Source organism: Candidatus Babela massiliensis, assembly GCF_000513475.1.
GTDB classification, from domain to species: Bacteria; Babelota; Babeliae; order Babelales; family Babelaceae; genus Babela; species Babela massiliensis.
The window spans coordinates 898,345-923,356 of record NC_023003.1; the positions used below are offsets into that span (position 1 = coordinate 898,345).

The window sequence follows — 25,012 nt, forward strand, 5'->3', positions numbered from 1 at the left end:
TTATTTAAATAATATTAAAGTGACGTTATTTTTTATATCGTCAACATATAGGCAAAAGTTATTTTCTTTGAAATTTCTTATGCTATAGAGATTATAAATATCATAAAAGTTATTTAAGTTAATTTTTCTTTCTTCTAATATATCTTCTTCTATTGATTTAACTTGTTCGCTTGGAGTAGGGAAATTAAACTCAATTTCACTAAATATTTCTTGTCCATTTTTAGTCTCTATTCCTCTATGGTATAAAATATCATTTTTATCGTAGCAATTAACAAATACAGCATGTTGAGTTTGTCCATTTGGATACTTAATTATACCTTGAAGATAGTAAGCATTATCTTGAGTATTATTAATTTTGTTTGGCCTTATTTTTACTTTTCCATATTTTTTGACAAACAGATCGATAATAGGGCAGTAAGTATGATATAAAATAGAACTTTGTTCTTGATTTTTGATATAACTATGAGTAAACCATTTAAGTATTCTATCTGCATACTTTGGAATATCAAATAAACGGTTGTTTAAATTATTTATGGTTTTTATTGTTGTATTTTCTTGTTCTTCTTCAGCCTCTAGCTCTTCTGTATTTGTTTGTTGATTTCTATGCGGTCTATGTCTAGATTTTTTATTTTTTTTCTTAATCGATACTTTTTGAACAGGTTTATTTTGGGTTAAAAAGTCAAGCCAATTTTCGTTTTCTAATTCTTTATTGCTACTTTCAGGCTCTATTTTAATATTTAGACAATTTTTGATAAAATTTAATAAACTTTTACTGTTTTCTTCTATACTATTTGGAAGACATGTTGCTGTTCTGACTGCCAGTAATACATGATTGCAATATTTGTCATAAGATAAAGAATTTTGCTTTTTAAGAGCTTTTATTGCTAAAGGTCTAAGTGTAATTATTTTTTTATATAGTTCCTCATAATCTTTTTCCCTTACCTTTATTTCGTTTATAATTGCGTTTATAAAAGTATTAAGTAGCATGCTTTCTTTTTTACTATATGGTCTATATATATTTCTGTCTTCTGTTTCAAAGGTATTTATCAATTTTAGTAGTTGATTAACTTTCTTTAAAAAAGGTACAAAATTAGGCATAAGGTTTTGTACTATTTCTTGTAAATCAGATAATTCTAACCATTTTTGAAAAAATTCAATGAAGTTTTTTTGATTAATAGCATTGATAGCTCTTATATGCATCAATTTTGATGAACGTAAATCATTTTCTAAATTTGCTATTAAACCAGCAAGTCCTTGAAAGACAAAAGAATTGTTAGGATCTAAGGATGTATAAATAAAATTTTTACCATATGATTGTAGTTTTTCATTTATTACTAATATTAAATCTTTATCTGAGCTTGAATTTAGCATAAGAATATTTAGATTATTGTATACTTCTAACGATTCTTCAGCATCGAATGTTTTACCAGTTTGCTTCCATGCATCCTTAAGAATAAGGGCTTGAGCTTCAGGTGATGTTATATAGTATTCTACATAATCTTTATCTTTATCTGATTCTTCAGATTCTATTTTTATTGGAAATTTTTTCTTGGCTTCTTGCATCTCTTGAAGAGTTTTGATTGAACTTTCACCACTTATATTAAATGAAAATTTTATTTTTTTTCTTTCAAAATTAGTATCAATAAGTTTTTCAGTTATAGGAATACAACTTTTTAGAAGATGTATTACTGCCTTTTGATATAGAATTAAATTTGCAATTACATACAGCTTATGTATTTCACTAACATTATTTATACCTAATTCTTGAAGTTTTTCTCTTTCTTGCTGATTAGTTGTTTTATCTTTTTTCATAGAATTACAATAATCAACGTTTAATATAAGCGAAGTTATGATTAATAATAATTTATAAAATTTATTAGTATTTTTTTTCATTTTTTTATTCCGTAGCTTTTATTTAAATAATATTAAAGTTGCGTTATTTTGATTATCTTTTACATATATACATAGTTCATTTTCTTCAAAAGATGTATCATGATATATCTTTTTGTAATCCTCTTTGAATATAAACCTTCTACGGTTTAGATTTTGTGTTATATTTGAAAGTGGAATATTAAAGCTTATATCTTTATTGGCCAATTGCTGGTATATTTCTTGGCTATTGTTAGTTTCTATTCCTCTATGATATAGAGTTCCATTTTTGTCATAGCAATTGACAAATACTGCGCTTTGAACATTTCCATTTGGATACTTTACTAATCCCAAAAGATAGTATGCTTTATCTTGATTGTTAGTTGTTCGGTTAATTCTTAGTTTTACTTTTCCGTACTTTTTAATTATGAGATCAACAATAGGACAATAGGTATGATATAATATTGAATAATAATTTTTGTCCTTTACAGAATCTTTATCAAACCATTCAAGTATTCTTGAAGCATATTTAGGAACTTCGTAATATAGATCTTCTATATTAAATTTATTTACTTCTTGAGTATTACTGGTACTATCTTCTAATTCTTCTTCAGATTTTACGTTTTGTTTTTTATGAGGTCTTCTTCGAGAACTTTTCTTTTTCTTTTGTTTTTGTATATTACCTTTTGATTTATTATTCTTTGTTAAAAAATCTAACCAATTATCCTGAATGGGTGCATTGTTTGCTTGAGTCTCAGATTGTGTATTTATTTTTATATTTAAAAAATGGTTGAAAATTTGTTTAAACTCTTCATTATTATCTTCAATAGAGCTTGGTAATGTTTTAGATTTTTTATCTGGAGTTCCAGAAGAAAATCTAATTGCTGTATAGCTGCTATTACAATCTGATTTAGTTTTATTATCACAATATTTTATTATATCATCTTTTAAATTCATTACATTTTCATATAACTTTTCATAATCTTTTTGATTGCCTTCAAACTGAGTAATTAACTTTTTAATTGAATTATTTATATAGATGCTAGTGTTGATATCAAAAGGCTTATGCCCTTGAAATTCTGTTTTTATAATGAGATGTTTCATTAATCTAGATAATTTATTAAATTCTGTTAATAGAGGTATAAAATCAGGTATAGTGTTTTTGATTTGATCTTTGATATTGATTTTATCTAAAATTCTTTCTATAAATTCAGCAAAAGTTCCATTTTTAAGTGCACTTTCTTCATCATTTAATATATCTTCTAATTCTTTTTCTTTAATGCTATCGTCAGTAACGGTTAAATAGAAATAGAAGTTAGCTATTATATTTATATATCCGTAATTTAAAAATAAATTTTTTGACAGTAGTCTATATAAGATTATCTTCAAATAGCGATGTATTTCGTTATTCATAATAGCTTTAATTGTATAATCTTTATTTAAATTATAAAGATTGTTCCAATAATAATAATTATTTAATTGTTCTTTGATTAGATCTGAATCTAGAACATCTCTTTCTGTAAGACATTTAAAAAGAGAAGAAATCTGTTCAGGTGTTTCAAGTATAACTGTTTCTACATTTGGTAAGTCCACTAAAGCTTTAGCTTCTTCTATATCTTCTTCTGTTCTTAGTACTTTGATACCTTTATCTTTAAATTTTTCCTCATGTTTAGCAGATACAGTTTTTAGTGTTTGAAAGATATAGGCAGTAATTTTAATATCTTGGCTTGAATGATCTATTAACTGGCTAGATATAGGTTCTAAGAATTTTAAAGTATTAATTATACATTTTTGATAAAATAATAGATTTAAAATTAAATTCAGATGATTACTGCTAGGGATATTTTCTAGTCCTAATCCTTTTAATTTCTCTTCAATATTTTTCATTACTTTGGTTTTTATATCATCTAATCTATTTGTTTTTGTCATGGAGTAATTAATATTAAAATTAAGGATACTCAACATTAGTAATATAGATTTTAAAAATCTATTTATAATTTTAACGTCCATATTATTCACCTAAAATATTTATTTAAATTTAAAATCGTCTTTATACTATAATTTTACAATTTATTTTTCAAATTGTAAAATTATAGTAATTTTTATAATATTTGATGGCTATGTGCTTAGTTTTCTTAAGAGAGTAGATCCCAATTCTTAATCAATATAAGCTCTACTTGATTTATTGGATCTTTAATTAGAATGATATTATTATTTTCTTGATATTCTTGTTCTCTGTATATATTATCGTTTATTTTTATAATTAATTTTTTAGTTTTTAATTTTTTAAACAGATTTTTTTTATTATTTGTGGAAATAAAAAGCACTATATCTTTTAAAAATCCTCTATGATAACATAATTTATCGAGTGAGCTACAAGTATGATCAAATCTTACATTAATATTATCACCATGCTGAGTTTTGATTATCCCTAACATATAATATCGTATGTCTGATCTTTGATCTTTATTAATAAAAGTCTCTTGTCTACCGTACTTTTGAACAAATAGATCAACTAAAGGCGAATAGGTATGATATAAAATAGATTTATTATGTTCTGTATCTTTATCATTTAATAGTTCTTCTTGAGTAAACTCTTTATAAAGCCATTGTATTATTCTTGAATCATATATAGGTTGAAATTTGTAAAATTCTTCATCAAGATACTTTTGGTGTTCTTGCTCTATCTTAATTTGTTCTAAACGTTCTTGTTCTATCTTTTCTTGTCTTAAACTTTCTTGTAGAATTTGTTCTTGTTTGATTTTCTCTTGATGAAGTTTCTCTAGCTTTTTTCTTTCAACTTTAGCAGCTATTTTTTTAGAGCGCTTTAATTGCTCTTGTTTTGCTTTAGTTAATTGCTTACTACTTATCTGTATACTTTTTTTATTTTGGTTTTTGTTTAAACCTTCTTTTTTTTCTTGAACACTTGGTGCCTCAGGATTTTTTAATCCTAAAATACTTTCATTCATTTTTATAAAATCAGGATTATTATCATCTATACTTGAAGGCAAATCAGAATAGCAAAAGTTATCAAAGTTTAATAAAAATTTCGTTATTATCTTTTTGTATTGAGATTTTTCTTTTACATTTAGTTTACTATTTTTTACTATATAAGTTGCCAAATCCATTATGTCTTTGTATAGTTGATCTAGTTCACTTTGACGCTCTTGAAATATTGCTATAGTACTTACTATTTGATCACGTAATTCTGATATATGCTCTATTTTTTGTGATGAATTTGATTTAGAAATAGATTTAAATCTAATATGGATATCGTTTGTTTTTTTGCATATTTCTAATAGTTCGGGCATAATTTTATCTATGTCACTAATTAAGTCAGCTTTTGTTAGCCATTTTTCTATAAGTTCATAACTATTATTATTGCTGTGAGCAATTTCGGCTTTTTCTCTTAAGCATTCCTGACAACATATACTATCAGTATTGGGTTGATGATCTTTTTGCATTAATAATATCTTATCCGGATCTATATATAGAATTAACTCAATTAATGGAGCTGTAAAGGCATTATAATATCCCAAAGTATTTGATGCTATTAACTTGTAAAAGTAATTTTTAAAATCTTTTGCCATACAAATCAAAGTTTCATCTGTATTACTTTTAATCAAACGATTTAAATATTCTATAGTTTCTAAGGTTATATTATTTCCTACTTCAAAGTTGTTAGTACTTTCTATTTTTTTGATTTTTTGTTTAAGATAGTCATGAAGTACCTTTGTACAATTTGATTCTATAGGAATTACTATTTTGTCTGAATTAGTAACTGCTGTAGAGCTTTCTCTTGAGTATACTATTTCTTTATCACTAGAGGTATCGATTATTTCCTGAAATAAAGGTAAAGTCCATCTTAAAGCGTTTAATTGTAGTTTTTGATAAAATAGAAGATTTGCAATAACTGTAAGTTTCTGCAAATTAATATCATTGATTCCTGCTTTTTTTAATTTAACAAATGCTGCTAGATGTTGAGTGTTTTTAATTATATTTTCTACTCTCTGCATAGAATAAATGTTATTTATAGGAGCGAAAATAATAATGGCCCATAAAACCCATATGCTCTTGTTATAGAATTTATTTATTTTCATTTATGTTCCTTTAAATTACTTATTATTAAATAACTTTAAGATGTTGATGGATCTTATAGGTCAAGCAAATAATGCTTGACCATTTATATTTTATGGTTTTAATAATATAAGATCTACTTGATTTTTAGTATCTTTAACTATTATGAAATCTTTAGTTTCTTTATATTCCTGATTAGTATAGGTTCTATTATTTATAATTAAGTCTAACTTATGGATTTTCATGTTACTTATACTTTTTAGTATATTCTGTTTTTTATTTACAGTTATAGGAGATATTATATCTTTAATAAATCCTCTATGATAACATATCCCATCTATAATGCTAAGAGTATGCTCAAATGCTACGTCCATAATTTCGCCATTGATATATTTGATTATGCCAAACATATAGTATCTTGTATCTAGTCTTTGATCTTTTAAGTTATTATAGCTTTCTTTTTTACCATATTTTTGAATAAAGAGATCTACTAAAGGTGAATAGGTATGATATAAAATAGATTTATTATATTCTTTTTCTCTATCGCTTAATAGTTCTTCTTGAGTAAATTCTCTTTCGAACCATTCTATTACGCGTGAAGCGTAAGTAGGCTGATATTGATAATATTGATTATAAAGAAAATCCTTGAGCTCTATTTCTGCTTGAAGTTTTTTTAATCTTTTTTGTTCACAACGTTCTTGTTCTTCTTGTAATTTTAAAGCTTTTTCTTGTTCTAATTTTTCTTGTTCTAATCTTTGTTGTTTTTTACGTTCAACTTTAGCAGCAGTTTTTTTAGCACGTTGCTGTTTTTCCTTTTTGCTCTTAGAAACTTGCTGAATAACTTGAGTTTTCTTTGGTTTTTTTGTTGAAGCGGTTTGGTTTATTATTGGTGATTTATTATCTGCTAATTTTACACCTATAAACTCTTCTAATATTGCTTTAGTTTCTTTATTATTTAAACTTAAAGGCAAATTCTTATATTCATAAGAAGAGAAATTTAATAAAAACTTAGTCAATGCTAATTTATAAACTATTTTTTCTTTAGCATTAAATTTGCTATTTTTAATAATGTTATTGATATCTGATATTATTTGTTCGTATAATAAATCATACTTTTCTTGTTTAGGTTCATATTCTTCAACAGTTTTTAATATTGCAGTATGTAAGTCAGTTGCTTGTTTTAAGTTAAATACTTGAGATTTAGGTAAAAAGTTAAACAAGTTATGTATCTCATTTACTGCTTGACACATAGGTAATAAATCTGGCATAAATTTTACTATATCTTCTAAGTATCCTGTTTTAGTAAGCCATGATTCTATAAGTTCAAAGCTTTTGCCTTTTATTGAAGCATCTAAGGTAGCTGCTTTTAAATCAAGTAAATAATTTGATTTAAGAAAGTGGTTTGGTGCAAGGTAAGTGACTAATTCAATTAATGGTTTTGCTATTAAATCGGGTCCACCTATGCTGTTATTGATAATTGATTTTGTAAAATAATGTTTATTTTCTATAGCAATGAGTTTTATATCTCCTGATAAATTACCATTTTTCAAAAGTGCATCGAAGTAGTTAAAATATTGTAATTTTAATTCACATTTTTTTGCAAAGTTTTTAACGGCATTTACTTTACTGGTCATTAATATACTTTTATCATACATTTCATGAGCTTCTTGAGTATTTACGTTAATTACTATGTAATCATCAGGATACTTGGCATTCATATTAATATGTAAATAGACCGGTTGTGATGGTAATGCGGTATTTATAAGTTCTTGAGTATAAGGCAATATAGCTTTTAAGGCCTCTATTTGTAGTTTTTGATAAAATAGGAGGTTTGCAAAAGCTATTATTTTTTTTGCATTTATATCTTCAACTCCTGATTTTTTCATAGCATCGATACTTGTTAGATTATTATCTCTTAAGGCATCCACTATTTTATGCATAGTATTAGTTGTATTAATTATCATACTTAATGTGATAATTAATATCTTATTAAATTTATTTATTATTTTTATCATTTTGACCTCAAAGTTCTGTAATTATTAATTTATATTTTTATGTATTTACTTAATTACACTATAATAATAACATATATTTTTCAAATTGTAAAAAACTTAAACTTTGCACTTTAACTTTCGTGTATATTGATAAAATTGGTTATTTTATAATTAAATTAATAGATATCTGGAAATATATTGAATATTTGTTATAATAAAATAGAAAACAAAAATAATTTTTGAATATGTAAAGACATTAATGGAAAAGATAATATTTTCAAGTTATGGTATAGTTTTAAGGGCTAATCTTTATGATAAGCTGTATATACTTGATTCAAAATTGGGTAAGATAAGTTGTATATTAAAATATAATAAACTATCACTGAGACTAGTCAATGGTGCTTATATTTCTTATAATTTAAAAGAATATTATAATCAACACATCATTTCTAATATTGATATTTTGGATATTCCCAACCATCAACTTCATAATTTATATTTTTTCCACCATGTTCTTGAGTTATGTTATTATTTTTTACCTATAAATTATAGTGCAAATATATCTCAAGTTTTTGATTTGATTTTACATCTTTATAAATATAATATTATATTTGATAGAAGTTTAGTTAAAAAAATATTCTTGTGTAAATTTTTTAAAATGATAGGTATTTATCCTGATGATTTTTTATCTTACGACAAAGATTTTATTAAACTTATTGATCAAAATTATTTTAATATTATTGATATAGAAAATAATTTAAATTTAGATATTAATTTAATGCGATGGTTGTTATCTTGTATTAACTTGCATCCTCATTCTCATCGTTTGAAAACGATTAACTTTTTGAAAGAGTTAGATATAAATGAATATAGAAACTAATACGAAATTAAGAAGTATAGTAAGTTTTAAAAATATAATTTTACTAATATTTTTATTATTCCCTTATTATGGATTTGGGTCATTAGAAAGTTTAGGAAAATTGTTTAATTTAGATCAATTTAATTTAGATCAGTTGACTCAAACAAAAACATTTTCTGCTCAAATAGATAAAGAAATAGAAGGATTAAAAAAGAGAAGAGTCGATCAAATTGATCTTTATAATTTGAGAAAACCCGAGATAGAATCTCTTAAAAGTTCTATAGATTCTTTTAAAGAAAAGATTAAAAGTCCGGCAGAGCTTGATGATGAATTTTCAGGTAGATACTTAATGATTTTAAATCAAAGTGCTCAAACTTTGTCAGAAGTTCATCATGTTCATCAGCAGATAATAAATATAATAGATAATAATATAAAACTTTTACAAGAATTCAAATTAGATCCGGAATTTAAATCAAGATCTTTAAGGCTTGCTTCTAAATCTATTTATTCTATTGAAGATTTGCAAAAAATTAATGATATTTTACTTCAATATGATAATAAAATTAAAAATATAGATGAAAAAATAAAACGAGTTTCTTCTGATATTGAACAACTTAGAAAGAATTTTAATTTAGCAAAACAAGAGTACGAAGAGAAGAAAAAAGAACAAAAAGAATTTAAAGCAGATGAAGAAGGAGCCGATAGTAAATTTACCGTTGGTCAAAAAGCACAGCTTCTTGATGAAGAAGAAAAATTACTTAGATATAAAAAAGATTTAGCTGAATTTAAATTAAAGGAATTAGAACAAAAAAGACATTTGTTTGATACTGAGCTAAGAACTTCTAAGATACAACTTGAAATCATCATAGATGAATATGAAAGAGTAAAAAATGAGCTATGTATAGATGAAAAAGATCTAAAAAAATTTGAAGAAACTCTTAAAAATCAAATTCAAGAATTAGCTAAAAATCAAGAATCTGCTACAAAAAAGATCAGTGCTTTAGATTTGGTCAAAAATGCTCAAATGAGACGTATGACCGAACTCAAGAGAAAATATAAATTAAGTGAATCTAATATTAATAATATTAAAGAATGGTCTTTGCATCCTAATCAAATTGAGGGTTGGTCATACTTAATATCAATAGGTAAATTGACTAATTATTTAAGTTACGAACTTAATATTAGTAAAGAGGAAATTGTTGCTCAAATTGATAATGAAAAGAGTAAAGTTACTGATAAAGAGGTTGATAATTTAATAGTAAATACTTGGTACAAATTAATTACAGGTAAATTAACTAATTTTGCTCAAGAAGATTTAATTGCTCGTGAGATTAAGAATTATGAAAAACTTAAGGCTGATTTAAAAGCAAGTATTTCAACTACGTCTGACAGACAAGCAGAAGTAGTGAGTGCTTTAAATTCGAATAACATAATTATTGAGAATATAAAGTCAAGAATGAATGAGCTTAAAGATCAAAAAGATACGGTATTTAAGGATCATCAGACCGAATATAATAAATTTACTAATGAATTAAAAGAAGAAGGATATGATCTAGAGCCTAAACGCAATGAATCCATTACGCAATTGATTGAGCTTTATAATACTATCAATAATGTTCGCAAAACTTCTATTAAAAAGATAGATATAATAATAGAAGAATTAAGAACTAGAGCTCAGGGTATTGGTGTAGCTATATTATGGAAAGGTCTCAGGAATTTTATTCCAGATATAAATAAATTTTTCTTATTTCTTTATCAAAAGGATTGGAAGGATGTCTTAAAAGTTAATAAACAAACTTATAGCAATTTAGTTAGGTATTATAAGCAATATCCATCGGAATTTGCTTTAATTTTATTTAATATAGCAATCATAATATTTTCTTTTATATTTGTAAAAATATATAATCGTAATTTTATAAAACTCTTTCAGTTAATAAGTCCTAAATATGGTATAGGTTATACTATAAGTAATTTTATTATAGTTACTTTTGAATTTGTGGTTAATAATTTATCCTGGTTGTTTTTATGGTTATTAGGATTTTTATCAGTAAGATATAAATTTATCGACAGTTATGCTTCTATAGTTTTTTACTTGTTTTCTATTATATTTTGGCTTATTTTAGCTTATAAATATATTAGATTTCTTGCAAAACAAAATACTGAAAAAGATTATTTTTTAGTTAGTAAGGAATATCAAAGGCGATTTTTAACTGTTTTGTCTATAGATTTATATATTAATATATTTATATTTTTTTTAAGAGAAGCTTTTATTATATCTCCTTTTTCTAAATCTGACGTTCCTATGACTTTACAAGCTATACAGTTTATTACGCTTCAAATAGGTTTAATATTTATCTTGAGTAAAGAACAAATCCTAAAGCTTATTCCTCGTACTACAAGTTTTTGGCAATGGATATATGAACAAGTTGAAAACTACTATTATCTATTTTTAGTATGTTTAATATTTATTATTGTTATGAGTAATCCTTATCTTGGATATGGCCCTCAATTCTTCTATTTTATTTCTAGGTTTTTACTTATATTACTTTTGATACCTGTGGTCTCTGCTGTACATAATAGAATTAAAAGAATTTCCACTTCAATATTTTTCTATTCAGACAATGAAGGTATAAAAGAGCGATTTCCGCATGCTAAAACGGTATATGGGGTTTTTGTTATTTTGAGTTTTTTATTTTTTATAGGACTTGCCGCAATTATAGCTGCTAATATATTAGGTTATAATATAGGTTTTCAAACTATATATAATTGGCTTGATAAAGAAATATATCATTATACAGATCTTAATACAGGTAAACATGTATCTGTTAGTATTCTAGATTTTTCCTATGTCGGCTTATGGGTCTTGGGAGGTATTATAGGTTCTTATATTGTTAATAGATTTGTATTAAGTAGAATTTTTGATTTACTTTTAGTAAATATAGGAATACAAAATGCTATAATATCTTTGGTGAGATATACAATTATTATTGCTTCTTTTGTAATTGGTCTGAGAAGTGTTGGTCTAGGCTCTGTAATAATATATATTTTAGCAATACTTGGTGGTCTTGGTGTTGCAGGTAAAGAACTTATTACCGATTTGATCGGTTATTTTATTATATTAATACAAAGACCTATTAAAATTGGTGACTTTATCAAGATTAATGATGATGTTAATGGTATAGTTCGTCATATTACTTTAAGATCAGTAATTTTAAGAAGAAAAAATAGTGTTACTATTATAGTTCCTAATTCCCAAGTTATGTCAAAACCGGTTGTTAATTGGAACTATTCAAGAACCTATTTTGCGTTTGATGATATTTTGCTCACTGTGCCCTATAAAGAAGATGCAGAAATTGTGAAAAATTTAATTTTCAAAGTTATTGATAATAATATTAATATATTAAAAAATCCTGTTCCTATTGTTTGGCTTTATAATTTTACAGATAATGGGTATCAATTTTTAGTAAGAGGATATATAAGTTTTGATAGAGTACTTGAACAATGGCAAATAGCCTCTGATATACGTCTTTCTATAGTTAAAACTTTAAGGGAAAATGGTATAGAAATTGCATCGCCTGTTCGCTTGTTAAAGTTTATAGATAATAACCCAGAAATTATTCATGATATAAAATAATTTCTTGTTTTTTAAGCAATAGATTCTATAAAATTTAACTAAGTTTAACTTTTTGAGCATAATTCTCAGTATTTATAATTTTGTTTTTTATTATGTGTTAAGCAATTCTTTTTACCATTTATTAATGTTTTCTGTTATAAAATTGAGCTCAGTTTTATCTTTACTATTGATAAAATTTAGACCAACAAGCACTATTTTTTTATTTTTATCTAAAAACCTATGATAATATTTTTTATCTTTTATTTGTTCAAGAGCTATTTGTGCTGATTTATTTAGCTTAAATTCAAAGATATAAATATACTCTTTGGTTTCAAGAGCTAAATCTATTCTTCCATTGTTTGTTAAAATCTCTGATTGAGATTCTAAAGAAAGTAAACTGAATAAGAATTGTAATAGTGCATGGTAATAACTTTCTTTTTCCGCTGATATTATTGAATAAGGAATACTTGAAAATAATATCTCTAATTTGCAGCAGAATTCAGGAATATTATTATTTTCTAAGGCTTTTATTAATTGAGAGCTTAACAGACTTAATTTATTTTGACTTACTTTTGATAAAGCTTTAACCAAAAAGTTAGTAAATGAATATTCTACTTCATAATTAGGAAAGTTTAATTTAACTTTATGAATTGTTTGATTATAATCAGAAATAGTTAAATAACCGGTTTGAAATAATAATGTTACAAGCTCTGTATCTTCTATATCAAAGTTATCTAGATTATTTAGGTTGAGTTCAACTTGATCTAAAGTTTCTAAAGAGTAATATTGATTTGAAACCAAGTGGATCAAAAAAGTAGGAGTTCCTGATGTAAACCAATAATTTGTGATTTCTTGGTCATTTAAGCTATAAAGTATTGAAAATGGATTATAAACTTTTAAATCTATTTTAGAAAATCTGTATCCGTTGTACCAACTTTTCAATTCTTTTAATAAATCTTGATTAGATATATTTAACTTCTTGGCAAAATTTTCAATGTATGGAGTAAAATATTTTAGTAACTCATCTTGAGTATAACCAAGTAATTGAGCAGCTTCTGGTTTTAAAGAAATATCATTTAAATTATTAAGACCAGAAAATATCGAGGTTTTTGCAAATCTAGTAACTCCGGTTAAAAGAACTGTTCTTAAATTAACGTCTTGACCTTTAATAATGCCATAAAAACTTCTTAAAAATTCTCTTTGTTTTTCAGCTTCTTCTATGTTATTAATATGATCAAGTATAGGTTTATCATATTCGTCTATTAAAATTACTACTTTATTTATTTTAGATAATTCTTGAATAAGATCATAAAATGCTCCTTCTGGATTTTGATCTTGACTAATATTAACATTATAATGTTGAGCAATATTATTAATATGCTTAATTAGATTTTTTTCCAATTGATCTGAAGATCTGTGAGCAATAACTGAAAAATCTAAATGAATAACAGGATAATTTTGCCAATCATAATCACTATTGTATATCCACAAATCTTTAAATAATTCTTTTTTGCCTGAAAATAGTTCTTTTAAAGTTGAGACTAATAGCGACTTGCCAAATCTTCTTGGCCGTGATAAGAAATAAAACCTACTACCTGCTATAAAAATATTATAAATATCTTGAGTTTTATCGATATATAAATAATTATCTTTACTCATAATTTCAAAAGAACTGACATCTATAGGTAATTTTTTTAACATAAGTTTCTCAAAATGATAAATAATAATTTAATAATCATTTATAATATTAATACATTCTTTACAATATTAAAACGATTAATTAATTTTATATAATTTAAGGTCTGTGAAATTTAATTAGTAAATGCTATGATTTACATTAAAAACTGTAAAACAAAAATCCGAAAAGTTAATTTTATTAATTTAAATTTTTAAGTTTTCTTTAGATAGATCTATTGTACTTCTTCAGTGATTAAAATTTTATTGTTAATATTAAGTTATAATAAATCAAGAAATTATTCATGATATGAAATAATTTCTTGATTTTTAAGCAATAGATTCTATAAAATTTAACTAAGTTTAACTTTTATAGAATCTAATATTTATCATGAAAAAAATATTATTTATTTTCCTATCGTTATATTTTATTTTTTATCAATATGCTTATTCTGTTAATTACAATAAGCCTATAACGATATTTCTTCACGGAACATTATACCCTGGTGTAAATTTTTTGATTAGGACTTTTGATCTTCCTTTAGGCTTGGTATCAGCTATTGAACAAGGTAACAGATTTTTACACGGACGTATTGCTTATATTTTAAATCAAGCAGATCCTGAAAGATTTCCTTTAGATAATTTTTATTTTTTTGGATGGTCAGGAGGAATTTTGCCTAAGTCGCGTGAAAAGGCAGCTTATTTGCTTTATGAGAGTATTAAGCACTTTAACTGCCCTATTAGGATTATTGCTCATAGTCATGGTGGTAATGTTGCTTTAAATTTAGCTCAAGTTGCTAAAGAGTTAAGAGATTATAGATTCAAAGTTGATGAGCTTATTTTACTTGCCTGTCCAGTAATTGCTTTAACTGAAGACCACATTAACTCTAATATATTTAAAAAAATTTTTTCTTTTTACTCTACTGGAGATAGAACACAAACTAGAGATCCTCAATATTTATATAGCGATACTAGAAGGCATATTGAATATACTGGAAAAACTGTTCCTTTTTTTTCTCAAAGAACTTTTAGACCATGTCCTAAATTAGTTCAAAGAAGAGTATTGTATGATAGAAGAAATTTACAGCATATGCATTTTCTTTATAAACCCTTTCTTTCAAGATTACCTTCGTTAATTAGCTTAGTTAATAATTCAGTCAGAGCTGGTTTTATTAATAATTCCTCTCAAGAATTTATGTTAAATATTCCAAGAAAACGATATTGTAATGCTGAATTGTTGGTAAAACGAATGGTCTATTTTTAATCTGAATTTGATAATCTGATTAATACTTAAAAACTTATTCTAACTAATAAAAAAGCTTAAGTTAAATATATTCTGTTATAAAATCAAGCTCTGTTGTATCTTTACTATTTATAAAATTTAGACCAACAAGTACTATTTTTTTATTTTTATCTAAAAACCTATGATAATATTTTTTATCCTTTATTTGTTCAAGAGCTATTTGTGCTGATTTATTTAGCTTAAATTCAAAGATATAAATATACTCTTTGGTCTCAAGAGCTAAATCTATTCTTCCATTGTTTGTTAAAATCTCTGATTGAGATTCTAAAGAAAGTAAACTGAATAAGAATTGTAATAGTGCATGGTAATAACTTTCTTTTTCCGCTGCTATTATTGAATAAGGAATACTTGAAAAAAGTATTTCTAATTTGCAGCAGAATTCAGGAATATTATTATTTTCTAAGGCTTTTATTAATTGAGAGCTTAACAGACTTAATTTATTTTGACTTACTTTTGATAAAGCTTTAACCAAAAAGTTAGTAAATGAATATTCTACTTCATAATTAGGAAAGTTTAATTTAACTTTATGAGTTACTTGATTATAATCAGAAATAGTTAAATAACCGGTTTGAAATAACAGAGTTACAAGTTCTATATCTTCTATATCAAAGTTATCTAGATTATTTATGCTAAGTTCAACTTGATTTAAAGTTTCTAAAGAGTAATATTGATTTGAAACTAAATGAATTAAAAAAGTAGGAGTTCCAGATTTAAACCAGTAATTTATAATTTCTTGATCATTTAGACTATAAAGAACTGAAAATGGATTATAAACTTTTAAATCTAACTTAGAAAATCTATAACCATTATAATATTTTTTAAGATCTGATAATAAATCTTGATTTGATATATTTAACTTATTAGCAAAGTTTTCAATATAGGGTGTAAAATATTTAAGTAACTCATCTTGAGTATAACCAAGTAATTGAGCAGCTTCAGGTTTAAGGGTAATATCATTTAGGTTATTAAGACCTGAGAATATAGAAGTTCTTGCAAATCTAGTTACTCCAGTTAAAAGAACTGTTCTTAAATTAGCATCTTGACCTTTAATGATACCATAAAAACTTCTTAAGATCTCTCTTTGTCTTTCAGCTTCTTCTATATTATTAATATGATCAAGTATAGGTTTATCATATTCGTCTATTAATATTACTACTTTATTTATTTTAGATAAATTTGCAATTAGTTCTTTTAAAGAAGATTCTGGAGTATCATTATATTTTAAGTTAATATTGTAATTTGTAGCAATTATATTTAATTCATTATTAAGATTTTTTCTTAATTCTTGAGCAGTTAGATGAGGAATTTGAGACAAGTCTAAATGAATAACCGGATATTCGTGCCATTCGTAATTACTATTATATATCCATAGCCCTTTAAAAAGTTCTTTATTGCCTGAAAATAATTCTTTTAAAGTTGATACTAAAAGAGATTTACCAAAGCGTCGAGGACGAGATAAAAAATAAAACCTACTACCCTCTATAAAGATATTGTAAATATATTGAGTCTTATCAATATATAAATAATTATCTTTAATCATAATTTCAAAAGAACTAACGTCTATAGGTAATTTCTTTAACATAGATTTCTCAAAAACATAAAATAAAAATTTAATAATGTTATTTATACTATCATTATTTTACAAGATTAAAAACAAAACTACTAATTAACTTTATTATATTACTTTATGTGGTTTTTCATTCTAAACTTAAAAGACCCCGAGCTTTACTGCTTTTAAACATAAAATTAAAGATGATAATAGATAATGTTAAATATATAATATTTAACATTAAGCTTTTAATAATTAGATTAAAATTTGATTGACCATTGCTTATAATATATCTTATATTTTCAAAAACATAGGTAGTTGGTAGAAATATTGATATATACTTTACCCATTCAGGCATCATGTAAGCAGGATAATATATAGCGCTAAATGGAGCAAAAATATAACCTAAAGAATATATTAAGTCTTGTACTCTTTTACCTGCTCTTATTAATATTGAGCAAATTAAAAATCCGATAAATAATCCAGATATCCAAAGTAAAATAGTAGATGGAATAACTATCCAACCTAATTTCATTATATTAATTGAATAAGTTATTTTTATTAAAATGGAGCCAATTAAAATTACTAAAATAGTTTCGATTAAATTTAATATCGATATTGCACAGATCCACTCTGATAAATTTAATGGGGAAGAAAATAGATTAACTAAGTTTTTGTCATTTAGTTCTTGAGAAAGATTTTTAGCAGTTTCTATATTAACACGAAAGACTATTTGCCAAAATGCAAGTCCTGTTAATATAATTAGGCCTAGCTCAGGGTTATTAGTCTGTGTTTGTATCCATTTACTTGTAGTTCCCCAAATTACTATATTTAAAATATTCCAATAAGATATTTTAAATATCCTATTTAGGATAGGTTCAGCGTATAAATAACGCAATATTATTGCATAGATTCTATTAAAATTCATATTATAAAGATAAAAAATAATCGTTTAAAGAGGGTTTATTTATATTTAAATCACAGTAAGTTATATTAAATCTTTCTAAGTCGTTTATAACTTGATTTAGTTTCGATTTTTTTACTTTCAACATTATTTGTTGATTCTTTATTTGATAATCAAAATTATTTTTTAAAGCTATCTCTTCTATTTTTTTTGTATTTTCTATATTATCTTTTATTAGGCTTACATTTAAATCTTGAGCATTGATTAAATTTTCCGGAGATTCATTTGCTATTATTTTACCTTTTTTAAGAACTAATACTCTTTGGCACATCTGAGATATTTCTTCCATATTATGTGATGTTAATATTATAGATATATTCTCTTGACTTTGTTTTTGCAATATAAAGTTTCTAACAAGTTGTGCCGAATCCGGGTCTAAAGCCGCAGTAGGTTCATCAAGTAGAACTATTTTAGGATCGGTTATAAAGGCTTTAATTATCATAAGTTTCAATATCTGTCCCGATGAAAGTATTCCTATTTTCTTTTCTTTATAATTAAACAAATTAAATATCTTTAAGTATTCATCTAATTTTTGAGTTTTCATTTCAGTATTTGCATCATATAATTTTAAGTATATATTCATGCTTTCTTCAATAGTTAACTTATGAGGTAAGTTAATATAATTACTTGCAAATGATATATATTTTAATATTTTTGATCTTGATTTGGTGAATTCTTTTGAAAAATACTTAATATTTCCTGAGGTAGGTGTTAATATACTTAAAAGCATTTGTATTACTGTTGTTTTACCTGCTCCATTAGGACCAATCAAGCCTATTATTTCGCCTTCCTTTAGATCAAAAGAGATATTATCAACAATTGTTTTATACTGGTTATTTTTATAAAACTGCCAAAAATATTTTTTTTGAGAGAATTTTTTTGTAAGATTTTGAACAGATAATACTGTAGATATCATAATTTTAATGTACTTTAATATAAAACGTTACTATATCTATTTTATATTATATTTAAAGCTTTGGGTAGTTTTGTTATCTAAATTAAAAAGAAGTGTGATATCACACTTCTTTTTAATTTATTATACTACTTTACGTTTTTATCCCATAAACTTTTTAAGTATTCATACCCTTGAGAGATTCTATCCCATACATGAGCAGAACGTGCACCATAAAATGCAAGAGCTACTGCAGCAGCCATGACCACCCAATTTAATGCTGGAAAGAATCCTAAAGTATAAACAAATAATAGTGATCCTGCCCCTAATAACCCTAAACCTTTTACTTCTTCATTACTTATTGTAGCTAATTGATGAGAAGCTTGACTGCTTTGTGGATTAGTTTCTCTATTTGCTCTCATATTAGCTCTTATTTCTTCGTCATGAGCCAAACCATTTTCAGTTGTTCTTTGATGCACGCCATTTTCTCTTGGATTTTTTACCATTATCCTCTCCTTTTTTAACTCATATTTTTCTTTAATTTTATTATTTTCTTACTTTATTACATTATATTAAAAAAATTGATTTTATTGCAAGAATAAAATATTTTTAAAAATAATTTTAAAAATTCTACTATTGGTGTAAGGAAAATGTTAATAATTATTTATCAGTTTAAAAAAAAGTTAATCGATTTGTAAATCGTCTGTTAACAATTCTTTCAATAAAGTTACTCTTTTTATAGTCTTATTATTTTTCAAAGCAATAGCAAGAGCTTTAGTTTGTCCTATAAATATACATAATTTTTTTGCTCGTGTTAGAGCTGTATAGATTAGATTTTTTTGAAGAAGCATAAAGTGTTGCGTAAATATAGGCACAATTACACAGGAGTACTCAGACCCTTGGCTTTTGTGAATAGATATTGAATAAGCAAGTACAAGCTCATCTAGTTCTTCAAATTCATATAAAACTATATTATCTGAAAAATTAACTTTTATTTGCCTTTCTTCAAGATCTATAGCTTCTATTTTGCCAATGTCACCATTATAAACTTTTTTATCGTAATTATTTCTAATTTGCATAACTTTATCATTAACTTTAAATTTATGAGCCCCAGGGGTAGTTATAGTATTATTAGGATTTAACATTTCTTGCAATATACTGTTTAATGAGTAGGTGCCTATAGTTCCTCTATTCATTGGCGTCAAGACTATAGAATCATCAATGGCTATATTATATTTTTTTAAAGTTATGAATAGGATTTTTTTAAGGTGACTAGTGATATTCTCAGGATCTTCTTCTTTTATAAAAATAAAGTCATTCTTTGAGTTTTCTATATTACTTACTGGATATTGACCATTATTTATTTTATGAGCATTAATAACTATTAAGCTATCTTGTGCTTGTCTAAATATTTGAGTTAATCTAGTTACTGCTATTTTTTGACTTGAAATTAGATCATTAAGAACGTTTCCTGGTCCTACTGAAGGTAACTGATCGACATCTCCAATAAATACGATATGAGCGTTATATGGTATAGCCTTTAATATAGCATTTGCCAAAAATATATCTATCATAGATGCTTCATCAATAATTAAAAAGTCTAAGTTTAAAGTATTATTTTCATTATGTTTGAAATTCATTATACTTACATCAAAATCAAGCAACCTATGAATAGTGGTTGCATACCGCCCTGTGCCTTCTATCATGCGTTTAGTAGCTCTACCGGTAGGTGCTGCTAATTTATAATTAACGTTTTCTGATTCTAATAATTCAAGTAATTTTTTAATTAGGGTGGTTTTTCCGGTTCCTGGACCTCCGGTTATGACGGTTACTTTGTTTTTAAAGGAACCCATTATACCTAATTGTTGTTGTTCATTTAATTCTATATTATTTTTTGAACTTTCATTACTTGTTCTCAATTTTTGGTATATTTTGTCTATATCAAAATTTAATTTAGATTTATAATTAATTATATTCTTAATCTTATCAGATACGTTTTTTTCAGTAAAAAAATATTGAGATAAAGTAATTAAATTTTGATTATTGTAATTAATAACTTTTATCTTGTCTTTTTCGTATAAATAATAAAATGCTTGTTTAAGAATTTGTTTAATATTTTCTTGATTATTATCTATATGCTCAAGATTTAATAAAGTAATAGTTTTCTCTTTGAGTTCTTCTATTTCTATATAAAGATGACCCTGTTGAGTTGCTGTAGTTATAGTATAATTTATTCCTGCCGCGATTCTTTCTTTTCTTAGTAAATCGAATCCTAATTTTTGAGCAATTTCATCAGCTGTTTTAAAACCTATGCCCCAAATTTCATCGGCTAATCTATAAGGATTGTCACTTAATATGGCAATTGCTTCTTGTTTATACTTTTTATATATTTTGACGGCAATATTACAAGAAATATTTTTTTCTTGCAAAAAAACTATAATGTTAGCAATTTCTTTTTGTTCTTGCCAGGCTGATACGATTTTTTCTATTTTTTTAGGGCCGATTCCATTAACTTCTTGCAATCTAGTTGGATTTTTGTCGATTACTTCTAAAATGTTTTGTCCAAAGTAATTTACTAATTTATCAGCATAAGCGGGCCCTATACCCTTTATAATCCCTGATCCTAAATATTTTTTTATGCCTGATAAACTATTTGGCATAGTACTTATACATTCTTGTGCTTTGAATTGCTTGCCGAATTTAGGATGTACTATAAAGGAGCCAGTGATTTTTACTTCTTGACCTATTTTTATGTTAGGGGTATAACCACTGACTGTAATTTGAGTTTGTTTATTTTGAATTACAAAAATAGTAAATCCACTTTCATTATCCTGAAATAAAAAGCGTTCTACCGTTCCTGTTATTTGATCTAAATTTTGCATTATGAGAATTTAACTATTTTTTCCTTTGAGACTTAAGCCATTTTTCATACATTGATGTTGCTTTTGGACAGCTATAAACTATATCTTTTTGTAAATTAACTAGATCAGTGCAAAAAGTATCTAAACTTTTTAATGAAGTTATGCGTTTTTTAAATGAGACTTCTTCATTTTTAGGGTCCCATTTTAACATTTCACTATCTGGTCTATTTCTTTTTTGGCAAGATTCTTGAATAAGTGCTACCATTAAAGCATAAGATCCTCTTGCATCTATTAAAAAAGGTTTTAAAATAGACATCATTTCATCTTTTAACTTCTCTTTTAATATATTTAGCTCTTCTACTTTTTGTTTATATTCCTGAGTATTAATATTTTTCTCAAGTTTTAATTTTTCCTCTATTTCTACTAGTTCTTTAAGAGTATAAAGATTTGATTGAAATTCATGTTGTGGATTTCGATCTTTAGTCTTTTTATCTATTTTACCATATTGAAATATATTTGTCTTCTTGCATAATACGGACATTTTATAAATGGCTGTCTCATCCATCATGCCTTTTACTCCGTCGACTTTATGAAGTAATTGATTTTCAAGTTTCATTAATTTATCTGCTAACAATATTTTATTATTAAAGATAACTACTGCTAATAATAAACATTTTATTGTTTTTTTCATTTTATCCTTTACAAGTTTTAATTAACTTTTACTTTGTTTAATAATTACTTGGTATTTTAGTAAAATATTTTACTAAAAATCTAGCGTTAGTCTAAACGCTACTGTTAAAGATGACCCAACATTATTACTCCAAATATCTTTGTCACCGGTAAACTCTAGATCCCAAAAGACTTTATCGCATAATGTTATACTTCTATATCCAAAATTTAAGAAAACTTTTAACTGCTGAGCTGAAAAATCTATATTTTTTTCAATAAAAAATCGATCTTTTAATTTTGATACACAACCAAATTTTGCTTTTGCTTGATACCAGTAGTCAAGTCCTATTAATCCATGCCATTTTGCATAATCACATTCAAGAGATTCAGCAACTCTTAGATCAAATCTTGGATGTACATTGATTTTAATGGGTGTGGGATAAAAAGTATGAATAATTTGGTCATTTAAGAATCTCAAGTTCTCTTCTGCCGTTGCTTCATCTCTATAATCTCTATTAAAATCTTCATTGCATTTTCTGGTTAAGAAATATTTTACTTCATATTTACTTGCAAAACCCTGAAATGCTCCATAGGTATGAAGTAACCAATGATTGTTGAATTTCAATGCTATATCAAGGTGAGGCCCTATTCCAAAATGGCCTCCATTACCTAAAGGAGTGTTTATTAAAATAGTTGATAATCTATCCAATATTCCTACTAAAAATTCTGTTGTTATTTCTGATATTATATTTCCAGCTTCTCGAATTCCTTCTGTAGTACTTGGGCATAAATATAAATCAAATAATTTTTTAATATTAAACTCAGGAATCTTATTTGAATGTCTATGTTTTGTTCCTAGAACTCCTTTGATGAAATTGCCAGCTGTGGGAAACGTAGCAGCTAAACCAAACCATACGCCTAAAATATCATTATCATATACTTTTAATAAAGCATCGAATCTCATATCTCCAATTCCGGCTTTATCGCTTATTAGATGACGTTTTCCAAAGGTTTTGACATCATCAAGAGCATAAATATTTTCTGGATATGCTTCTTCGTTTGTAAAATAAGGAGCATTTTCTATAGCTTCAATTTCTGCAGGACTTAAATAATAATGCTCTAATAGATAATAAATAGGAGCTCTTAAAGTTAAACTTAATCTATCAAAAGAAGTACAACCAGAAAACATGACTCCAGCTCTATGCTGTTGTAATTTTATGTTATTAAATAAGCCTAATATACCAGGTACATCTATAGAAGTTGAGCAACCGGTTACTTCTAGAGTGTTCATAACTTCATTAATAACATTTTGATTAGTTAAATTAATATAACTATTTACAAATTCACAATTACGTATAAAAGGTACGCGAGGGGTCCAATTATAAAAAGGATGAGCAACGACGTGCCACATGCAGTGATCTAAACAGTAGTCTCTTAATGAAGGTTCATCAAGCAAGCTTCTTCTTTTGATAGGGCCATTAGTATATAAATATAAATTTTGTCTTAAGATATTAGGTAAATTAACTAAACAGCCACTAGGAGGGCATACATCTGTTTCTGCTTGACAAGTTTCGCTACCTTCAGGGGTAATAAGTGGTAAAATATCAATGGCTGACAAACAGTTTAATCCGGCTTCTGGAGCAAGAGGTTCAGGAGGGGTAATTTCTTGAGCACAAGGATCAAAAAATTTATCAAAATCTGTTGAACCACTCTCATTACATAACGTAATCGAATTTAACATGATTAAACTGCCAATTGATAAGATGAAAAATTTTAATTTTATTTTCATAACATTTATATTTCTTTTAATTATTAATGATTTTAATTTACTAAAACAATAACTATTTTCTATTAGCTCGAATAGGTTAAGTCTATCAAGCTTTTACAATATTTACAAAATTTGTCAAGCGCATGTTCTTATTGTCATAAATGCATTATAGCTTGATTTAATTATTGACTTGCTGAAAATTTAACTACTATTCTAATAAGTAATAATACTTATAATCCTCATGTTTTATAAAATTATAAAATTGATAGGAGCAAGGGAAAGATAATGGATGAAATGAGATTAAATAAAGATAATATTAATTTAGATATTGATATTTCTCAAGAAAATAGAAAGGCAGTTGCTAAACTGTTGACACAATTACTTGCAGACGAATATACCTTGGGATTAAAGACTAAGAAGTATCATTGGAATCTTTGGGGACTACATTTCTATACTCTACATAGATTCTTTGACAAACATTATGATAAAATTCAAGAGTATGTAGATCTAATAGCAGAAAGAATTAGAGCTTTAGGATTTAGCTCTATTGGAACTTTAAGAGAATTCTTAGACAATACTTCAATTGAAGAGAATCCTGGTATAATTCCAAATGATATAGAAATGATTAAACATTTATGGCAAGACCATGAAGCAATAATAAAACGCATTAGATTTTTGATAAGCCAATCTTCTAAACTTCGTGATGAAGGTACTGCTAATATGCTTGCTGATCTGATAGTGAAACATGAAAGCATGGCTTGGATGTTAAGATCGTTTTTAGAGCAAAAGTCTTAAAAGTAATAAGCATTTAATGTTGTAAAGATTTTTTTTAAAATTTTAATTAATAAAATGGTGATATAGTCAGATTTTTTTTTAAATCTGGCTATATTTTCTTTTAATTTTGATATAATAAAATATAT

The 25,012-nt window shown here is 25.5% G+C and carries 16 protein-coding genes; 4 read left to right on the plus strand and 12 right to left on the minus strand.

The window, feature by feature from the left end:
* The 4 genes from BABL1_RS04075 to BABL1_RS04090 all read right to left on the minus strand — a co-directional run bounded on the left by BABL1_RS04075 (position 1) and on the right by BABL1_RS04090 (position 7,961).
* Positions 1–1,893, minus strand: a complete 1,893-nt coding sequence (locus BABL1_RS04075) for a hypothetical protein (RefSeq protein ID WP_023792753.1) — start codon at positions 1,891–1,893, stop codon at positions 1–3.
* Between the two features lie 18 nt (positions 1,894–1,911).
* Positions 1,912–3,879: a hypothetical protein gene (locus BABL1_RS04080; RefSeq protein ID WP_023792756.1), complete on the minus strand. Its 1,968-nt coding sequence runs from the start codon at positions 3,877–3,879 to the stop codon at positions 1,912–1,914.
* A 125-nt stretch (positions 3,880–4,004) separates the two neighbouring features.
* Positions 4,005–5,969: an MICOS complex subunit MIC60 gene (locus BABL1_RS04085; protein WP_023792759.1), complete on the minus strand. Its 1,965-nt coding sequence runs from the start codon at positions 5,967–5,969 to the stop codon at positions 4,005–4,007.
* Between the two features lie 90 nt (positions 5,970–6,059).
* Positions 6,060–7,961, minus strand: coding sequence for an MICOS complex subunit MIC60 (locus BABL1_RS04090; RefSeq protein WP_023792761.1), 1,902 nt, complete (start codon positions 7,959–7,961; stop codon positions 6,060–6,062).
* Positions 7,962–8,199: 238 nt separating this feature from the next.
* Between BABL1_RS04090 and BABL1_RS04095 the strand changes: the two genes are divergently transcribed.
* Positions 8,200–8,820 (plus strand): hypothetical protein, encoded by a 621-nt coding sequence (locus BABL1_RS04095; RefSeq protein WP_023792763.1) that lies wholly within the window; start codon positions 8,200–8,202, stop codon positions 8,818–8,820.
* Complete coding sequence (locus BABL1_RS04100) at positions 8,804–12,433, plus strand: mechanosensitive ion channel domain-containing protein (protein WP_023792766.1); 3,630 nt, start codon at positions 8,804–8,806, stop codon at positions 12,431–12,433. The genes BABL1_RS04095 and BABL1_RS04100 overlap by 17 nt, the downstream gene beginning before the upstream one ends.
* A gap of 111 nt (positions 12,434–12,544) precedes the next feature.
* Here the strand turns inward: BABL1_RS04100 and BABL1_RS04105 are convergent, their stop codons facing one another.
* Positions 12,545–14,113 carry an ATP-binding protein gene (locus tag BABL1_RS04105; protein ID WP_023792768.1) on the minus strand — a complete coding sequence of 523 codons (1,569 nt, stop codon included), beginning with the start codon at positions 14,111–14,113 and terminating at the stop codon, positions 12,545–12,547.
* Positions 14,114–14,477: 364 nt separating this feature from the next.
* Here BABL1_RS04105 and BABL1_RS04110 point away from each other — a divergent pair, with 364 nt between their 5' ends.
* Positions 14,478–15,350, plus strand: a complete 873-nt coding sequence (locus BABL1_RS04110; RefSeq protein ID WP_023792771.1) for a small-conductance mechanosensitive channel — start codon at positions 14,478–14,480, stop codon at positions 15,348–15,350.
* 61 nt (positions 15,351–15,411) lie between these two features.
* On the opposite strand, the gene BABL1_RS04115 is transcribed toward BABL1_RS04110, so the two are convergent.
* The 7 genes from BABL1_RS04115 to BABL1_RS04145 all read right to left on the minus strand — a co-directional run bounded on the left by BABL1_RS04115 (position 15,412) and on the right by BABL1_RS04145 (position 24,113).
* Positions 15,412–16,971 (minus strand): ATP-binding protein, encoded by a 1,560-nt coding sequence (locus tag BABL1_RS04115; protein ID WP_023792774.1) that lies wholly within the window; start codon positions 16,969–16,971, stop codon positions 15,412–15,414.
* A gap of 115 nt (positions 16,972–17,086) precedes the next feature.
* Positions 17,087–17,866, minus strand: coding sequence for an ABC transporter permease (locus tag BABL1_RS04120; RefSeq protein ID WP_023792776.1), 780 nt, complete (start codon positions 17,864–17,866; stop codon positions 17,087–17,089).
* Position 17,867: 1 nt separating this feature from the next.
* Complete coding sequence (locus BABL1_RS04125) at positions 17,868–18,818, minus strand: ABC transporter ATP-binding protein (protein ID WP_023792779.1); 951 nt, start codon at positions 18,816–18,818, stop codon at positions 17,868–17,870.
* 125 nt (positions 18,819–18,943) lie between these two features.
* Complete coding sequence (locus BABL1_RS04130) at positions 18,944–19,300, minus strand: hypothetical protein (protein ID WP_023792782.1); 357 nt, start codon at positions 19,298–19,300, stop codon at positions 18,944–18,946.
* 177 nt (positions 19,301–19,477) lie between these two features.
* Positions 19,478–21,676, minus strand: a complete 2,199-nt coding sequence (gene recD2 / locus BABL1_RS04135; RefSeq protein ID WP_023792784.1) for an SF1B family DNA helicase RecD2 — start codon at positions 21,674–21,676, stop codon at positions 19,478–19,480.
* Between the two features lie 13 nt (positions 21,677–21,689).
* On the minus strand, positions 21,690–22,346 hold the full coding sequence (locus BABL1_RS04140; protein WP_023792786.1) for a hypothetical protein: 657 nt from the start codon (positions 22,344–22,346) through the stop codon (positions 21,690–21,692).
* Between the two features lie 72 nt (positions 22,347–22,418).
* Entirely contained in the window at positions 22,419–24,113 is a 1,695-nt protein-coding gene (locus BABL1_RS04145) for a hypothetical protein (RefSeq protein WP_023792789.1), read from the minus strand.
* A gap of 264 nt (positions 24,114–24,377) precedes the next feature.
* Between BABL1_RS04145 and BABL1_RS04150 the strand changes: the two genes are divergently transcribed.
* On the plus strand, positions 24,378–24,887 hold the full coding sequence (locus BABL1_RS04150) for a Dps family protein (RefSeq protein WP_023792791.1): 510 nt from the start codon (positions 24,378–24,380) through the stop codon (positions 24,885–24,887).
* Positions 24,888–25,012: the final 125 nt, after the last annotated feature.

Excerpts from the sequence above, each read along its gene's own strand:
- BABL1_RS04145 (WP_023792789.1), bottom strand. The coding sequence starts at position 24,113 with ATGAAAATAAAATTAAAATTTTTCATCTTATCAATTGGCAGTTTAATC.
- BABL1_RS04080 (WP_023792756.1), bottom strand. The coding sequence starts at position 3,879 with ATGGACGTTAAAATTATAAATAGATTTTTAAAATCTATATTACTAATG.
- BABL1_RS04150 (WP_023792791.1), top strand. The coding sequence starts at position 24,378 with ATGGATGAAATGAGATTAAATAAAGATAATATTAATTTAGATATTGAT.
- BABL1_RS04130 (WP_023792782.1), bottom strand. The coding sequence starts at position 19,300 with ATGGTAAAAAATCCAAGAGAAAATGGCGTGCATCAAAGAACAACTGAA.
- BABL1_RS04105 (WP_023792768.1), bottom strand. The coding sequence starts at position 14,113 with ATGTTAAAAAAATTACCTATAGATGTCAGTTCTTTTGAAATTATGAGT.
- BABL1_RS04140 (WP_023792786.1), bottom strand. The coding sequence starts at position 22,346 with ATGAAAAAAACAATAAAATGTTTATTATTAGCAGTAGTTATCTTTAAT.
- BABL1_RS04120 (WP_023792776.1), bottom strand. The coding sequence starts at position 17,866 with ATGAATTTTAATAGAATCTATGCAATAATATTGCGTTATTTATACGCT.
- recD2 (WP_023792784.1), bottom strand. The coding sequence starts at position 21,676 with ATGCAAAATTTAGATCAAATAACAGGAACGGTAGAACGCTTTTTATTT.
- BABL1_RS04110 (WP_023792771.1), top strand. The coding sequence starts at position 14,478 with ATGAAAAAAATATTATTTATTTTCCTATCGTTATATTTTATTTTTTAT.
- BABL1_RS04100 (WP_023792766.1), top strand. The coding sequence starts at position 8,804 with ATGAATATAGAAACTAATACGAAATTAAGAAGTATAGTAAGTTTTAAA.
- BABL1_RS04125 (WP_023792779.1), bottom strand. The coding sequence starts at position 18,818 with ATGATATCTACAGTATTATCTGTTCAAAATCTTACAAAAAAATTCTCT.
- BABL1_RS04075 (WP_023792753.1), bottom strand. The coding sequence starts at position 1,893 with ATGAAAAAAAATACTAATAAATTTTATAAATTATTATTAATCATAACT.
- BABL1_RS04085 (WP_023792759.1), bottom strand. The coding sequence starts at position 5,969 with ATGAAAATAAATAAATTCTATAACAAGAGCATATGGGTTTTATGGGCC.
- BABL1_RS04095 (WP_023792763.1), top strand. The coding sequence starts at position 8,200 with ATGGAAAAGATAATATTTTCAAGTTATGGTATAGTTTTAAGGGCTAAT.
- BABL1_RS04115 (WP_023792774.1), bottom strand. The coding sequence starts at position 16,971 with ATGTTAAAGAAATTACCTATAGACGTTAGTTCTTTTGAAATTATGATT.
- BABL1_RS04090 (WP_023792761.1), bottom strand. The coding sequence starts at position 7,961 with ATGATAAAAATAATAAATAAATTTAATAAGATATTAATTATCACATTA.